Source organism: Fulvivirga sp., assembly GCF_040220315.1.
Lineage (GTDB): Bacteria > Bacteroidota > Bacteroidia > Cytophagales > Cyclobacteriaceae > Fulvivirga.
In genome coordinates, this window is the sequence record NZ_JAVJUY010000062.1 from 1 (window position 1) to 14,816 (window position 14,816).

Here is a 14,816-nt window from a genome sequence, read left to right on the forward strand (position 1 = left end):
ATGTAATTAAATACTCTTTTATATACGATACCCTCGGTTTTGGTTACGAGCACGTATGTTTTGCCATTCTTAATTTCCCTTATATCATCAATATACTCGCCTATAATAATAGTGCCTGGTAAAATGGGCAACATAGAATCACCGCTTATTTCAAATGCACGATACGTTACATTTTCAGGAAGTATTGGCAGTTTGAATTTTGGCAGCTCTTCAATATATTCCCTATCAGCATATCCATTTAAATAACCTGCTGCTGCTTTCTGAGGTACTAGTTCAATATTTTCTCGTTGATCTGAATCAACGGTAATTGCCAGAACTTCTTTACCACGCTTATAACTACTAGTATTTAATTCAGCATCAGAGAGCTTCATCACATTCTTGTTGATAAGAATATCCACACTCGTACCAAAGACCTGAGCCATATTAATCAAATTCGTTATCCTGGGATCAGCTCTACCTTCTTCATAAGCTCCAACCAATGATCTCTTAATACCTATTCGTTCTGCAAACTGCTCTTGAGTAAGACCAATCTTCTTTCTTAAAAACTTAATATTATCGCTAATCAGTGTCATCTAATTTTTAAAAATAAGAATATCTCTTGGTTGCTGCTTCGAATGCAAATTATATAAATGATTATGATATATCTGGTCTGAACCTTGAGTTAATTTTACTTCAGTTTCAATTTTACCTACCACATCCTTAAGCGTAGCACCTGCTTCAGAGAGCACATAACCGTACAAAAGATCAGTTTCGCTATCAGATACCACAAACTTTACCTGGCACTTACCTGAAACTAGTCTTTTGCTTTTTAAGCTTAGTTTATAATTCATTTAGCTAATTTTATTAGCAATATCAATCATTATACAGAAATAAGCAAATTATTAAGCTAATAATTTTAGTATATGTATTTTTATGCCGATTTACAGCCTGAAACTATATATTCGCAGTTAGCAATGGAAGATAGCTATAAACATAAAGGAATGAGGCGATCGCTCGTAAGAGTGCTCAAAGAAAAAGGAATTGTAAATGAGCAGGTGCTAGCGGCTATTGGTAAAATCCCAAGACATTATTTTTTCGACAATGCGCTTGTTGGTCATGCCTATCAAGACAAAGCATTCCCTATTGGTGAAGGCCAGACAATTTCCCAACCTTATACGGTGGCATTTCAAAGTGAAAAGCTGGAGATTAAGCCTGGTGATAAGGTGTTGGAAGTAGGCACAGGTTCAGGCTATCAGGCAAGTGTACTTTTAGAGTTGGGTGCTGAGGTACACACCATAGAGTATAACAGAAACCTTTACGAACGAACGAAGAAATTTCTTCCTAAAATGGGCTATTCGCCCAAGTTTTATTTTGGTGACGGTTCTCAAGGTTTACCCAAGCAAGCTCCGTTCGATAAAATTATTGTCACGGCAGGTGCTCCCTCCGTTCCTACGGCCCTTATCAATCAATTAAAAATTGATGGTATTTTAATAATTCCTGTTGGCGATGCCCAAAAACAAAAGATGCTGCGGATTATAAAGAAGGAGGATAAAAAAATCAAAAAAGAAACTTTCGATTATTTCAGCTTTGTACCTTTGCTTGGCGAACAGGGCTGGAAAAACTAATTCTATAAAATGATGGCTAAAAAGGTGAAGAAAGTGAGCGAGTCGTACGTAACCATGACGGAGCTTGTATTACCAAACGATACGAATACCTTAAATAATCTAATGGGCGGTCGTCTCATGCATTGGATGGATATTGTTTCTGCCATCGCAGCTCAAAAGCATTCGAATAGAATTGTTGTAACAGCTTCTGTTGATAACGTGTCTTTCGGTAAACCCATACAATTAGGTAATGTGGTAACGTTAAAAGCACAAGTAACACGAGCCTTCAGTTCCTCTATGGAAGTAAGAATTGAGGTAGAGGCAGAAGATATCCCTAGCGGTAGAAAATTTGCCAGTAATTCTGCCTATTTCACATTTGTAGCCGTTGATCAATCTGGCAGACCTATTGATGTGCCTGAAGCTACGCCAGAAACAGATGATGAAAAAGAGTACTATGCCGGGGCACTAAGAAGAAGACAACTCCGGTTAGTGTTGGCTGGCAGAATGAAACCTAATGAAGCAAATGAATTAAAATCACTTTTTGACTTTAAGCAGAATGCATAATAAGGCCTTTCTAAAGTATGTTTTTGATGATGAGCTATATGTTATAAATGAAGCTCAGCGTAAAGTGGCTCAGGGGCCCAATGCTGAGTATTCTAAAACCGAAGAAGCAGAAAAGAAGGAAAAGCAAGTTATGGAGAAGACCTGGCCTATATCGTTTAAAGGCCAAAACGCTAAAAACATTATCATCTTGGTGAATTATCCGGCTGAAAAACACATTTCGAATCAAGACGAACAGTTTTTACTTAAAATACTTTCTGCCGTTAGTTTATCCTTGCAAGATGTGGCCATAATAAATCTTGCCAAAAATGAATGTTCAATTGACCGGCTAAAAGACTTTAATAGTTCAATTGTGCTTTTGTTTGGAGAGTTTGAAAATATCCCGGGGTTATCTAATTACGAAATAAAAACCGTAGAAGGTATTAAATTTCAAAAAGCAAACAGTCTCCGGGAAATACAAAATAATGTTCCTGAAAAGAAGTTACTTTGGAGCAATCTGCAAAAGCTGTTTTTATAACAATCTCTGAATCACGCATGTTTTAGCGATAATGTTTTAAAATAAGGTTACTTATTTTATATTTGTGCCGCTTTTAGCGAAGGGGCTTTTTGCCCTTTTTCAATTTAAAATCAAACAATTTATAAACTATTATCAATGGATAATTTGATCTACGTACCGATTGGTCTTGCACTTGTGGGACTTGTATTCATGCTCATTAAAATGTCATGGGTAAAAAAACAAAATCCTGGAAATGAGAAAATGCAGGAAATCTCTAAAAACATTAAAGACGGTGCACTTGCATTCCTTAGTGCAGAATATAGATTACTTGCTGTTTTTGTTGTTATAGCAGCCATCGCATTGTTTGGCATCTCCACTGTGGTTGAAACTACAAGTTGGATGATTGTACCTGCTTTTGTAATAGGAGCTATTTTCTCGGCAGTAGCTGGTAACATCGGAATGAGAATTGCAACTGAAGCAAATGCAAGAACCACTGAAGCGGCCAGAACAAGCCTTCCTCAGGCGTTAAAGGTTTCATTTGGTGGTGGAACAGTTATGGGCTTAGGTGTAGCTGGTTTAGCTGTATTAGGATTAAGTTTATTCTTTTTAATATTCGTTGCTTCATTCATTACTGGTGCAGATTCATTCTACAATGAAATGACAGTAGTTCTTGAAGCACTTGCCGGATTCTCATTAGGCGCTGAATCAATCGCACTTTTTGCACGTGTTGGCGGTGGTATATACACCAAAGCAGCTGATGTTGGAGCTGACCTTGTTGGTAAAGTAGAATCCGGCATCCCGGAAGATGACCCTAGAAACCCTGCTACCATTGCCGATAACGTAGGTGATAACGTAGGTGACGTTGCTGGTATGGGAGCTGACCTTTTCGGTTCTTATGTGGCTACAGTATTGGCTTCCATGGTGTTGGGTAACTACATCATTAAAGATATGGCAGATGCAGGACTTGTCATAGAAGAGTTCAATGGAATGGGCCCCATCCTACTTCCTATCATGATCGCTGGTGTAGGAATTATTTCTTCGATTATTGGTACGTTCCTCATTAAAATAAAAGATAATTCAGCCAAAGAAGCTGAAGTGCAAAGAGCACTAAATACAGGTAACATCACCTCTATTTTATTAACAGCTGTTGCAGGTTGGTTTCTTATCGATTGGATGCTTCCTGAAACTATTGTAGGAATGAAGTTCTTCGGTGAAGGAACATTTAACATTCCAAGCAGACATGTATTCTATGCAACTCTTGTTGGTCTTGGTGTAGGTTATTTAATTTCATACTTCACTGAATATTATACTGCTCTAGGCAAAAAACCAGTTTTGGATATCGTTCAAAACTCTTCAACAGGAGCAGCCACCAATATCATTGCAGGTTTAGCTACAGGAATGATTTCTACATTTTCTTCAGTAATACTTTTTGCCGCTGCAATTTGGGGATCTTACGAATTAGCAGGTTTTTATGGTGTAGCAATTGCTGCATCAGCTATGATGGCTACAACTGCTATGCAACTTGCAATTGATGCTTTTGGGCCAATTGCTGACAATGCAGGTGGAGTGGCAGAAATGAGTGAATGCCCAGCTGAAGTAAGAGAAAGAACAGATATATTAGATTCAGTAGGTAATACTACAGCTGCTGTAGGTAAAGGTTTTGCCATTGCATCTGCTGCTCTTACTGCACTAGCATTATTTGCTGCTTATGTTACTTTCACAGGAATTGACGGTATCAACATATTCAAAGCTGATGTTTTAGCCGCTTTATTTATAGGTGGTATGATTCCGGTTGTATTTTCAGCTTTAGCTATGAAATCTGTTGGTAAAGCAGCCATGGATATGGTGATGGAAGTAAGACGTCAATTCAAAGAAATTCCAGGTATCATGGAAGGAACGGGTAAGCCTGATTATGGTAAATGTGTAGAAATTTCTACTAAAGCTGCCTTAAGAGAAATGATGCTGCCAGGAGCAATAACCATCATTACTCCAATTATTATCGGTTTTGCTATGGGGCCAGAAGCATTAGGTAGTTACATGGCAGGTGTTGCCGTTTCGGGTGTTGTTTGGGCTATTTTCCAAAACAATGCAGGTGGTGCTTGGGATAACGCCAAAAAATCATTCGAAGCTGGTGTAATGATAAATGGCGAAATGACATACAAAGGTTCTGATGCCCACAAAGCTGCAGTAACAGGAGATACGGTGGGTGATCCATTTAAAGACACTTCAGGCCCATCTATGAATATCTTAATTAAATTAACATGTCTGGTAGGTCTGGTTATTGCCCCTATCTTGGGTCAGATAAGTGGAAAAGGTCATGGAGAAAGTTCTGATAAAGAAGCATTGGAAGCTGCTAAACCAATTGTAGAATTATCTACAGAGGCGCCTATAGATGAAAAGGTACCTACAAAAATAACCGCTGAAGCATCTAATTAAGAAGTATTAAAATAAACAAAATAGAAGCCCCGTCATTGATGGGGCTTTTTATGTTTATCGGTAATTGAATATATTTATCCATACTTGATTAAATACTATGAAAATAATCAATCATCTCCCCCTACTATTAATTGCATTATTCTGCTATTCTTCGGACTTTGCACAGACAGATGGTACTGGCAAGTGGAAAACAATTGATGATGAAACAGGTGAAGCCAAATCTGTTGTTGAGATTTATGAAAAAGAAGGTGCTATTCATGGTAAAATTATAAAACTCTTTGATCGTGAAGGTTTAGACCCAGATCCTGTTTGTGACAAATGCCCTACTGATGATTCAAGGTATAACAAGAAGGTTATTGGTATGGAAATAATGAAAAACCTTAAAAAAGACGGGGATGAGTACTCAGGCGGTACTGTTCTTAAGCCAGATGAAGGCAAAATTTATAAATGTAAAATTTGGCTGGAAAATGGTAAACTATATGTTCGTGGTTATTGGGGGTTTTTCTATAGAACCCAAACATGGGAACGTTACAATTAAAGGCTTATATTACACTATATCTTAAATATTTGCCGCTTAAACGATAAAATCAGAATCACGTCAAACACTTTGGTTACCTCCAATAAACAAATTGTATAAAACGAAGAGCTCCATGAACGAAAAGGATATATTCGATAAGATATGTAAAGGAGATGAACGAGCTCTTGAAATCTTGTATAAAAAGTATTACAGGATGATGACCCAAATGGTCATGAAAAATAGTGGCACAGAACAAGAGGCGAAGGATATTTATCAGGAGGCTCTTGTTGTATTTTGGCAAAAGTCAGTAAGCGGAAATTTAACCCTTACTTCCAAAATAAGTACATACATATATAGTATATGTCAAAACTTGTGGCGCAAAGAATTAGATAGAAAAAGAAGGCTTTCTTCAGAGGAGAAAGATTCGATTGAATATCAGGATCATGATAAGGTTGAACGAGCCAGATTGATAAATGAATGTATTAACCAAATGGGTGATACATGTAAAAAAGTTTTAATGTATTATTATTTTGATGGTTTATCAATGCAAGACATTGCTGATAAGCTTGGGTTTGCTAATACAAACACTGCTAAAACCAAGAAATACAAGTGCAAACAAAAATTGGATGAATTAGTCAAATCTCTGTATTCAGAGAAAGACTTTTTGGATTAAGATATATGAAAAATACAGAATTAATTAACGCCTACTTTGATGGGGAGCTGAGTGAAGTTGATAAAGAGACGTTTATTAAAAGGCTTAACTCAGAGCCCGGTCTTAAAAAGGAATTTGACTTACAATCTGATATTGTTGAGGGTATCAAAAGTGCCAGAAAGGCGGAGTTGAAAGCAAAATTAGATGCTATTTCAGTTGGTTCAGGTGGTACGACCGAAGGGATTTCCACACTGAAGCTAGCCGCCTTCATAGGTGGTGTTGCTTTAATTGCCACTGTTTCTTACTTTGCATTAACTGGTAGGGAAGCATCAAAAGAGATTTTGGCGCCCAAAGAGATTTCTGAACCTATCGAAAATCTTATTCCAAAAAACTCTGATATCGCCTCCGACATTAAAGAGGAAGATGTAATTAAAAGTGAGGAAAAAGAGTCTTTAACTAATAAAAATAGTGTTTCTGATAAGGCTACATCTAAAACTGAAACAAGAAAACCAGAAATACATAAGTCTACACTTGTAGAGCCGTTAGAAATAGATGAAGAATCAGATGAAGAAGTAGCCCCAGTTTCTGGCCTGGAAGAAAAGCCATCGATAGCACCTTCTTCTATAGATATTCATGTAGATGACAGTAAGAGGAAGTACGATTTCCATTATCAATTTAAAGATGGCAAGCTATACTTGTTTGGCTCATTTGATAAAGGACTATACGAAATATTAGAGTTTAATTCTTCTGAAGGCAAAATTCTGTACTTATTCTATAAAGGGACTTACTATGATATTAAACAAAACTCAGATGATATCCAGGCACTTAAAGAATTAACTGAGCCTAGTCTAATCAAGAGTTTAGAGTCTGTAAGGCAATAGTTAAAAGTTAGTTTTTTCTATTTAGTGTGCACCCCTGGATGATCCGCCTTTCATTCAGGGGTTTTTTATGGCTGCTGAAAATCGAGAAGAAAAAATAATTTACTTACTTTTGATCTCGTTAAAATTATGGCCGAAAAAGAAAGTAAATCAAGGAAGAAAAAGAAGTTGGGTAGCTACCCTGCTTTCAGTGTCATTTTCAGTATCACGCTCTCGCTCTTTGTCATTGGACTCTTTGGCCTATTGATTTTACATGCTAACCGGCTATCAGAAATTGTGAGAGAAAACGTTGAGATTCAGGTTTATCTGAATAAAGATATTTCTCAGAATCAAAAAATACAGGTCTTCAAAACGCTTTCTTCCAAAGATTATGTAGCTAAGCAAAATGAAGAAGTTCAAATAAGCTTTATTTCAAAAGAAGAAGCTGAAAAACAGTTTATCGAAGATACGGGCGAAGATTTTAGGGAGTTTTTAGGAGAAAATCCCCTAAGAGATGCCTACATTGTTAAAATTGACCCGGATCAGCAGCAAACTGCAAATTTGAAAACCATAAAAAAAGAACTGGAAAAATTAAGTGGTGTTTTTGAAGTAGTATATATCGAAAACCTGGTTAATTCTATCAATGAAAATATGACAAAAATAGCCTTATTCTTATTAGGGTTTGCGTTTGTACTTCTCATTGTAGTAATCATTCTTATTAATAATACTATTAAACTGGCCTTATTTTCTCAGCGCTTTTTAATAAGAAGTATGCAATTAGTTGGAGCCACATCGGGCTTCATTCAAAAACCTTTTTTAATTCGATCAATCTTTAATGGCGTATTAGCTGGTGTACTATCTTCAGCCTTACTCTACTTTTTAATGAATTTTGCCAACAGCAGAATTCAAGATCTTGAAACACTTCAGGAAACTGACAAGATATTGATTTTATTTACTTCTCTTCTCGTTATCGGAGGTATTATTGGGTTACTTAGTACTTACCGCTCTGTAAGAAAGTATCTTAAAATGTCATTAGACGAACTTTACTAACAAATGGAAAAAAATAATAAAATGCCTTTCGGCTCTCAGAATTATAAGTTAATGCTTCTCGGCATCTCACTTTTAGTAATTGGCTTCATAGTAATGAGCTCTGATTCTGAGCCTTTTGGCTTCGGGTTTCTAGGGTTAACATTAGGGCCTATTCTGGTTTTCATAGGATTCCTGATTGAAATTGCAGCAATTCTTTACTCCCCCAAGAAATAAATGTCGGCACTTGAAGCACTTGTATTGGGCATTATACAAGGTCTTACCGAATTTCTTCCTGTTAGCAGTAGCGGCCATTTAGAGCTAGGTGCATTGCTGCTAAATGTAGAAACAGGAAACAATCTACTCTTTGCAATCATTGTTCATGGCGCTACAGCGCTTAGCACTATCGTTGTGTTTAGAAAAACCATTTGGCAACTTTTAAAAAGCCTCTTAGAGTTTAAATTAAATGACGACACAAAGTTTATTTTCCAGATTCTTATTTCAATGATCCCTGTAGGTATTGTGGGAGTATTTTTTGAAAAGGAAGTAGAGTCTTTTTTCTCAGGCAATATTCTATTGGTTGCTTCAATGCTTGGCATTACAGGAATACTTCTACTACTTACTCATTATTCTAACAAAACGGCAAAAGAATTAACATATAGTAAATCATTCATAATAGGTATCGCACAATCAATTGCTATTTTACCCGGTATTTCACGATCTGGTGCAACTATATCAACGGCCATACTATTGGGCATAGATAAGGAGAAAGCAGCACGATTTTCTTTTTTGATGGTTCTCCCACCTATACTAGGAGCAACTTTATTAAAAGTGAAAGACTATATAGAGGCACCAGCACTTGCAGAAAACTCGCAAAGTACAGGTTCCATGGTTATAGGTTTTATCGCTGCCTTTGTTTCAGGACTGGTTGCCTGCACATGGATGATTAACCTCGTTAAACGTGGTAAACTTATATACTTTGCCATTTACTGTATTCTTGTTGCTATAATAGCCTTATCATTTGCGCTTTTCTAATGGATCCAAATGCTACACCACAAGAACCCGGAGAAGTTTTACTGGTCGATAAGCCATTAGAGTGGACATCTTTTGATGTTGTTAAGAAACTGCGTTATCATTTAAAGGTAAAGAAAATAGGACATGCCGGTACGCTTGATCCTTTAGCTACCGGCCTGCTTATTTTATGTACTGGCAAAAAAACTAAAAAAATTGAAAGCTTCCAGGCTCAGGAAAAGGAATACACTGGAACGTTTACAATAGGCAGCACCACTCCTTCCTATGATCTTGAAACTGACATTGAAAACAGCCAATCGACACTGCATATTACAAATCAAGATATTTTAGATGCAGCAACTAAGCTAACAGGTTTGATAGATCAAGTACCTCCAACTTTTTCAGCTATTAAGGTTGATGGCAAGCGAGCGTACAAAGGAGCCAGAGCGGGTGAAAAAGTGGAGCTAAAGTCGCGAAAGGTGGAGGTTAAGGAATTTGATATTTTAAAGGTTGAAGACGAGGTAATACATTTTAAGATTATTTGTTCCAAGGGCACCTATATTCGTAGTATTGCCCGAGACTTTGGTGAGTTACTTGGTGTAGGTGCTTATTTATCTTCATTAAGGAGAACAAGAATTGGTGAATATCATGTTAATGATGCTAAAACCATTGAAGAATTAACGTCTAAATGAATATCTACCATAAACTAGAAGATTTTAAACCGTTAGATTATGCAGTTGTAACCAGCGGCACTTTTGATGGTGTGCACATTGGGCATCAAAAAATTCTGGCCAGAGTGAATGAAATTGCCAGAAAAAACAATGGCGAAAGTGTTTTAATAACGTTTTGGCCCCACCCACGGCTCGTATTATATCCTGATGACTCAACACTCAAGCTTTTAAATACGTTTGAAGAAAAGGCCGAATTGCTTAGAGAGCAAGGAATTGATCACCTTTTACGTATTCCTTTCACAAAGGAGTTTTCAAAACTTAGTTCTGAGGAGTTCATTCAAAAAGTGTTGGTAGATACCATTGCCACCAAAAAATTAGTTATAGGCTACGACCATCGGTTTGGAAATAACAGAGAAGGTAGATTTGAGCAATTGAAAGCGAATTCTTCCAGATATGGCTTTGATGTGGAAGAAATTTCAAAGCAAGAGGTTGATCACATAGGTGTAAGCTCCACAAAAATAAGGCAGTCATTGTTCAATGGCGAAGTACACATTGCGCGTGATTTACTCGGCAGTGATTACTCAATAACCGGAAGAGTAGTGAAAGGAGAAAAGATTGGGAGAATTATTGGTTTTCCTACGGCCAATTTGGAAATAGATTCTAAACATAAATTAATACCAGCCGATGGCTCTTACGCTGTGATAGTAAATATTGATCATTCACAACACAAAGGAATGATGAATATAGGCTATAGACCAACAGTAAACGGTAAAACAAAAACTATAGAAGTTCATATCTTTGATTTTGATAAAGATATTTATGGCGAAAGCTTGAAAGTTTCTTTTAAAAAGATGATCCGGGAAGAAAAGAAGTTTGAGGATATTGAGTCACTCAAATTTCAACTCGAACTGGATAAAAAAATTGCATTAACTATACTAAATGATTCACTATGATTAATAAAATAGTTAAAGATGCTGATGAAGCAGTAAAAGATATTTATGACAATGCGGTACTCATGCTAGGCGGATTTGGCCTTTGCGGTATACCAGAAAATAGCATTTCAGCTTTACTAAAAACAGGTGTTAAAGGCCTTACGTGTATTTCTAATAATGCCGGTGTCGATGATTTTGGTATAGGGCTTATGCTTAAGACACGCCAGGTTAAAAAGATGATTTCTTCGTATGTAGGAGAAAATGCAGAGTTTGAAAGGCAACTGCTTGCAGGCGAACTGGAAGTAGACCTCATACCTCAGGGAACTTTGGCGGAAAGAATTAGAGCCGGAGGTGCTGGAATTCCTGCCTTCTTTACACCTGCGGGTTACGGAACAGAAGTGGCTGAAGGTAAAGAGGTAAGAGAATTTCATGGTAAAAAGTATTTGATGGAAGAATGGCTTCAGGCAGATTTCTCCTTAGTGAAAGCCTGGAAAGGCGATTCTGCTGGAAATCTTATATTTAAAGGTACTGCCAGAAATTTTAATCCCATGATGGCTGCAGCTGGGAAAATTACGATTGCTGAAGTGGAAGAATTAGTTCCTCTTGGTGAATTGAATCCAAATGAAATTCACACACCAGGCATTTACGTTCAGAGAATTTTTGAAGGTAAGAATTACGAGAAAAGAATTGAACAACGCACAGTAACTCAAAGAAATTAATCATGTTAGATAAAATAGGTATCGCTAAGAGAATAGCACAGGAAGTTCAAGATGGATGGTATATTAATTTAGGAATTGGTATTCCTACACTAGTGGCTAACTATATACCTGAAAAAATAGATGTGGTTCTTCAATCTGAGAACGGTTTATTGGGCATAGGGCCATTTCCTTTTGAAGAAGATGTGGATGCTGACTTAATAAATGCCGGAAAGCAAACAGTAAGCATGATGCCCGGCTCTGTGCTATTTAATTCCTCAGAAAGTTTTGGGATGATACGTGGCGGACATGTTGATCTTACCATTCTTGGCGCAATGGAAGTTTCTGAAAACGGAGATATCGCCAATTGGAAAATTCCGGGGAAAATGGTGAAAGGCATGGGCGGTGCGATGGATTTAGTAGCATCAGCAGAAAATATTATTGTTGCTATGCAGCACAAGAGCCGTTCTGGCGATTCCAAACTTTTGAAAGAGTGTACTTTACCAATCACAGGAATTAAGTGTGTTAAAAAAATTGTCACTGATATGGCAGTGATGGATGTTCTCCCTGAAGGCGGATTTAAACTGCTGGAAAGAGCACCAGGTGTAAGTGTAGAAGAAATTAAAGCAGCAACAGAAGGAAAACTAATAATAGAAGGTGAAATACCTGAAATGAAAATAAATTAACATATCATCTTCTGCTCAAGGCTAACTACTCAAGACTTACGACTAAAGACTTACGACTAAAGACTCACAACTAACCAATGAAGAAATCAGAAATAAATTTCACCGTAGAATTAGATGACAAGAACGTTCCTGAAAAAATAACATGGAACGCATCAGAAAAAGGCAGTTCAGACCCGGATGAAACAAAATCCATAAGCATTTCGCTTTGGGATCATGAGCAAAAAAATACTATGCGTATGGATCTATGGACAAAAGAAATGCCTGTAGATGAAATGAAACGATTTTATATTGATTGTCTCGGTGGTCTTGCCCAAAGTGTTTTAAATAGCACAGGTGATGAGTTTATGTCTCAGCAGATGAATGATCTTTGCGAAAAGCTGGTAGAGCACGTAAAGAAAGAATTCGGAGCGCAGTAGCCTTACCTCCCAACCTTCATATTTCCCATTTACTGGCGATTTAAGCATTTAAATCGTATGCATGCTTACTATTTCCAATATTTTATTGTAGATTTAATTGGTCTAATTTTTAACCAATTGACAAACTATAATCAACTTTCAATTCATTTAATGTAAATCAAAAATTATATGATGAAAATTTTTACTAAGTATGGATTCCTACTCCTGTTCATTCTGGGAGCTTATGGAATAACCTTTGCACAGGGTACTACTGTGTCAGGAAAAGTTACTGACGCCAATTCAGGTGAAGCATTGGCTGGTGTAAATATCGTTGTGAAAGGAAAAGTAATAGGTACTATTTCTGATCCGGATGGAAACTATAATCTATCTGTTGAAATGGCTCCTCCTTTCACATTGCAATTCTCTTTTATTGGTTTTAATACCATGGAAGTAGAAGTTACTCAAAGTGGAGCTACGCTTAACGTACCAATGGAAGAAGCCGCTTTATTGGGACAGGAAGTAGTTGTTTCTGCTTCAAGGGTGGAAGAAAGTATTCTTGAATCTCCAGTTACCATTGAAAAAATGGACATAAGAGCTATTCGGGAATCGGCTGCTCCTAGTTTTTATGATAACATCAAAACACTAAAAGGTATTGATGTATCTACTCAAAGTTTAACGTTTACTTCCATCAACCCGAGAGGTTTTGGAGCAAACGGTAATACAAGAACCGTTCAGCTAATTGACGGTATCGACAACCAGGCTCCGGGTCTAAACTTCCCAGTTGGTAACATAGTAGGTATCAGCGAATTAGATCTTGAGAGTGTCGAGATACTTCCTGGTGCTGCTTCTGCTCTGTACGGACCAAATGCCATTCAGGGTATTATTCTAATGAATAGTAAAAGCCCATTCGAATATCAAGGACTGAGTGCTAGCGCTAAATTAGGTGTAAACCACGTTGATGAGGAAGATGATGATATGTCTGCCTACCATAACTATGACATCAGATATGCCAAAGCATTTAATAACAAATTCGCTTTTAAAGTAACAGCGTCCTATTTAAGAGCCAATGATTTTAGAGCGGTTGATCATAGAGACTTTTCTTCAGGAGTGGTCGAAAGAAGTACAGAGTATGATCCAACACAATCAGGATATAGAGATGGAAACAGAACTTATGATGGTGTTAATGTTTACGGTGAACCAAGAGTGAATTTAGGAAGCATTGCTGATGGTATAATTGCTGGTGGTGGCGCATTAGGCGCACAAATAGCTGCAATTCGCTCCCTAATTCCGGATGGTGCTGCAGGTAATTTCACTCCACTAGGATGGACTGAAGAAGAACTTGTAGATAATACAACTGAAAGTTTGAAATTAGGAACTGGATTGCATTATCGCTTAAATGATAACTTAGAACTGATCGGACAATACAATATTGGTTTCGGTAGTACTGTTTATACAGCAAATGACCGTTTCGTTTTGGATGATTTCTCTATTTGGACAGGTAAATTAGAATTGAGAGGTTCTAACTTCTATGTCAGAGCTTATACTACACAAGAAGATTCAGGAGATAGCTATGCAGCCAATACTTTAGCATCAATACTAAATGTTGAAACTTACATACCTGATTATTTTAGTAATTTTGCTGGTGCGCGGTCTGCTGGTCAGTCTGTAGAAGCTGCTCATGCATTCGCAAGAGCTAACACCCAAAGACTAGACCCCAATAGTCAAGAGTTTAAAGATGCTGAGGATAGAATTCGTAATACCCCAATATCACAGGGTGGAGCCAGATTCTTAGACAACACTTCACTTTATCAAGTAGAGGGTATGTACAATTTTGCTGATAAAATTGATTTTGCAGAGGTTATTGTTGGTGGTAACTACAGAATCTATGATCTTAAATCAGACGGTACATTATTCGCATTGGAAAATATTGACTCAGGTGATGAGTTTAATATGACAGAATGGGGCGGATACGTACAAGTTAAAAAATCAGTTTTTGACGAACGTTTAGATCTAACCGGTTCAGTTCGTTATGACAAGAATGAAAATTTTGATGGTCAGTTCTCTCCAAGAATTTCAACAGTTTACAGTCTCGGATCTGACAGAAACCATAATATCAGGGCTTCATTTCAACGAGGATTTAGAATCCCAACCACGCAAGATCAATATATCAATCTCGATGTAGTAACGAGAAGATTAGTTGGAAGTAATCCTGCATTAGTTGATCAGTTCAATTTTAGAACTAATCAGGTTTATACGCTAACAAGCCTGCAAAACGCACAGGCTGGAACAGGATCTTTA

At 37.2% G+C, this 14,816-nt stretch carries 18 protein-coding genes; 16 read left to right on the forward strand and 2 right to left on the reverse strand.

Going from position 1 to position 14,816, the window contains the following annotated elements:
- Together RLO81_RS02795 and RLO81_RS02800 are read right to left on the reverse strand one after the other, a co-directional pair.
- Nucleotides 1-572 (reverse strand): XRE family transcriptional regulator (locus tag RLO81_RS02795; protein WP_350106914.1); only part of this gene is annotated, 572 nt, incomplete at its 3' end.
- Nucleotides 573-830, reverse strand: a complete 258-nt coding sequence (locus tag RLO81_RS02800; protein WP_350106916.1) for a hypothetical protein — start codon at nt 828-830, stop codon at nt 573-575. It lies immediately after the preceding gene.
- 150 nt (nt 831-980) lie between these two features.
- Between RLO81_RS02800 and RLO81_RS02805 the strand changes: the two genes are divergently transcribed.
- The 16 genes from RLO81_RS02805 to RLO81_RS02880 all read left to right on the forward strand — a co-directional run.
- Nucleotides 981-1,604, forward strand: coding sequence for a protein-L-isoaspartate(D-aspartate) O-methyltransferase (locus RLO81_RS02805; RefSeq protein ID WP_350106919.1), 624 nt, complete (start codon nt 981-983; stop codon nt 1,602-1,604).
- Between the two features lie 12 nt (nt 1,605-1,616).
- Nucleotides 1,617-2,147 carry an acyl-CoA thioesterase gene (locus tag RLO81_RS02810; protein ID WP_350106962.1) on the forward strand — a complete coding sequence of 177 codons (531 nt, stop codon included), beginning with the start codon at nt 1,617-1,619 and terminating at the stop codon, nt 2,145-2,147.
- Entirely contained in the window at nt 2,140-2,661 is a 522-nt protein-coding gene (locus tag RLO81_RS02815; RefSeq protein WP_350106923.1) for a hypothetical protein, read from the forward strand. The genes RLO81_RS02810 and RLO81_RS02815 overlap by 8 nt, the downstream gene beginning before the upstream one ends.
- A 135-nt stretch (nt 2,662-2,796) precedes the next feature.
- Nucleotides 2,797-5,076, forward strand: coding sequence for a sodium-translocating pyrophosphatase (locus RLO81_RS02820; RefSeq protein ID WP_350106926.1), 2,280 nt, complete (start codon nt 2,797-2,799; stop codon nt 5,074-5,076).
- Nucleotides 5,077-5,173: 97 nt separating this feature from the next.
- Nucleotides 5,174-5,614, forward strand: coding sequence for a DUF2147 domain-containing protein (locus RLO81_RS02825; RefSeq protein ID WP_350106929.1), 441 nt, complete (start codon nt 5,174-5,176; stop codon nt 5,612-5,614).
- Between the two features lie 112 nt (nt 5,615-5,726).
- Nucleotides 5,727-6,266, forward strand: coding sequence for an RNA polymerase sigma factor (locus RLO81_RS02830; protein ID WP_350106931.1), 540 nt, complete (start codon nt 5,727-5,729; stop codon nt 6,264-6,266).
- Nucleotides 6,267-6,271: 5 nt separating this feature from the next.
- Nucleotides 6,272-7,126 carry an anti-sigma factor gene (locus RLO81_RS02835; RefSeq protein ID WP_350106934.1) on the forward strand — a complete coding sequence of 285 codons (855 nt, stop codon included), beginning with the start codon at nt 6,272-6,274 and terminating at the stop codon, nt 7,124-7,126.
- A gap of 126 nt (nt 7,127-7,252) precedes the next feature.
- Nucleotides 7,253-8,152 carry a cell division protein FtsX gene (locus RLO81_RS02840; RefSeq protein ID WP_350106937.1) on the forward strand — a complete coding sequence of 300 codons (900 nt, stop codon included), beginning with the start codon at nt 7,253-7,255 and terminating at the stop codon, nt 8,150-8,152.
- A gap of 3 nt (nt 8,153-8,155) precedes the next feature.
- Nucleotides 8,156-8,365, forward strand: coding sequence for a DUF3098 domain-containing protein (locus tag RLO81_RS02845; protein ID WP_350106939.1), 210 nt, complete (start codon nt 8,156-8,158; stop codon nt 8,363-8,365).
- On the forward strand, nt 8,366-9,163 hold the full coding sequence (locus tag RLO81_RS02850) for an undecaprenyl-diphosphate phosphatase (protein ID WP_350106942.1): 798 nt from the start codon (nt 8,366-8,368) through the stop codon (nt 9,161-9,163). It begins immediately after the preceding gene.
- Entirely contained in the window at nt 9,163-9,831 is a 669-nt protein-coding gene (gene truB / locus RLO81_RS02855; protein ID WP_350106944.1) for a tRNA pseudouridine(55) synthase TruB, read from the forward strand. The genes RLO81_RS02850 and truB overlap by 1 nt, the downstream gene beginning before the upstream one ends.
- The gene (locus RLO81_RS02860) at nt 9,828-10,763 is read left to right on the forward strand and encodes a bifunctional riboflavin kinase/FAD synthetase (RefSeq protein ID WP_350106947.1); all 936 of its coding nucleotides are present in this window, start codon (nt 9,828-9,830) and stop codon (nt 10,761-10,763) included. The genes truB and RLO81_RS02860 overlap by 4 nt, the downstream gene beginning before the upstream one ends.
- On the forward strand, nt 10,760-11,461 hold the full coding sequence (locus RLO81_RS02865) for a CoA transferase subunit A (protein ID WP_350106950.1): 702 nt from the start codon (nt 10,760-10,762) through the stop codon (nt 11,459-11,461). The genes RLO81_RS02860 and RLO81_RS02865 overlap by 4 nt, the downstream gene beginning before the upstream one ends.
- 2 nt (nt 11,462-11,463) lie before the next feature.
- On the forward strand, nt 11,464-12,123 hold the full coding sequence (locus RLO81_RS02870) for a 3-oxoacid CoA-transferase subunit B (protein ID WP_350106953.1): 660 nt from the start codon (nt 11,464-11,466) through the stop codon (nt 12,121-12,123).
- Nucleotides 12,124-12,200: 77 nt separating this feature from the next.
- On the forward strand, nt 12,201-12,539 hold the full coding sequence (gldC, locus tag RLO81_RS02875) for a gliding motility protein GldC (protein ID WP_350106956.1): 339 nt from the start codon (nt 12,201-12,203) through the stop codon (nt 12,537-12,539).
- Nucleotides 12,540-12,707: 168 nt separating this feature from the next.
- Nucleotides 12,708-14,816 (forward strand): TonB-dependent receptor (locus RLO81_RS02880; protein ID WP_350106959.1); only part of this gene is annotated, 2,109 nt, incomplete at its 3' end.

Bases quoted from the DNA above. Each gene is read 5' to 3' on its own strand.
- RLO81_RS02800 (WP_350106916.1), bottom strand. From the start codon at position 830: ATGAATTATAAACTAAGCTTAAAAAGCAAAAGACTAGTTTCAGGTAAG.
- RLO81_RS02805 (WP_350106919.1), top strand. From the start codon at position 981: ATGAGGCGATCGCTCGTAAGAGTGCTCAAAGAAAAAGGAATTGTAAAT.
- RLO81_RS02810 (WP_350106962.1), top strand. From the start codon at position 1,617: ATGGCTAAAAAGGTGAAGAAAGTGAGCGAGTCGTACGTAACCATGACG.
- RLO81_RS02815 (WP_350106923.1), top strand. From the start codon at position 2,140: ATGCATAATAAGGCCTTTCTAAAGTATGTTTTTGATGATGAGCTATAT.
- RLO81_RS02820 (WP_350106926.1), top strand. From the start codon at position 2,797: ATGGATAATTTGATCTACGTACCGATTGGTCTTGCACTTGTGGGACTT.
- RLO81_RS02825 (WP_350106929.1), top strand. From the start codon at position 5,174: ATGAAAATAATCAATCATCTCCCCCTACTATTAATTGCATTATTCTGC.
- RLO81_RS02830 (WP_350106931.1), top strand. From the start codon at position 5,727: ATGAACGAAAAGGATATATTCGATAAGATATGTAAAGGAGATGAACGA.
- RLO81_RS02835 (WP_350106934.1), top strand. From the start codon at position 6,272: ATGAAAAATACAGAATTAATTAACGCCTACTTTGATGGGGAGCTGAGT.
- RLO81_RS02840 (WP_350106937.1), top strand. From the start codon at position 7,253: ATGGCCGAAAAAGAAAGTAAATCAAGGAAGAAAAAGAAGTTGGGTAGC.
- RLO81_RS02845 (WP_350106939.1), top strand. From the start codon at position 8,156: ATGGAAAAAAATAATAAAATGCCTTTCGGCTCTCAGAATTATAAGTTA.
- RLO81_RS02850 (WP_350106942.1), top strand. From the start codon at position 8,366: ATGTCGGCACTTGAAGCACTTGTATTGGGCATTATACAAGGTCTTACC.
- truB (WP_350106944.1), top strand. From the start codon at position 9,163: ATGGATCCAAATGCTACACCACAAGAACCCGGAGAAGTTTTACTGGTC.
- RLO81_RS02860 (WP_350106947.1), top strand. From the start codon at position 9,828: ATGAATATCTACCATAAACTAGAAGATTTTAAACCGTTAGATTATGCA.
- RLO81_RS02865 (WP_350106950.1), top strand. From the start codon at position 10,760: ATGATTAATAAAATAGTTAAAGATGCTGATGAAGCAGTAAAAGATATT.
- RLO81_RS02870 (WP_350106953.1), top strand. From the start codon at position 11,464: ATGTTAGATAAAATAGGTATCGCTAAGAGAATAGCACAGGAAGTTCAA.
- gldC (WP_350106956.1), top strand. From the start codon at position 12,201: ATGAAGAAATCAGAAATAAATTTCACCGTAGAATTAGATGACAAGAAC.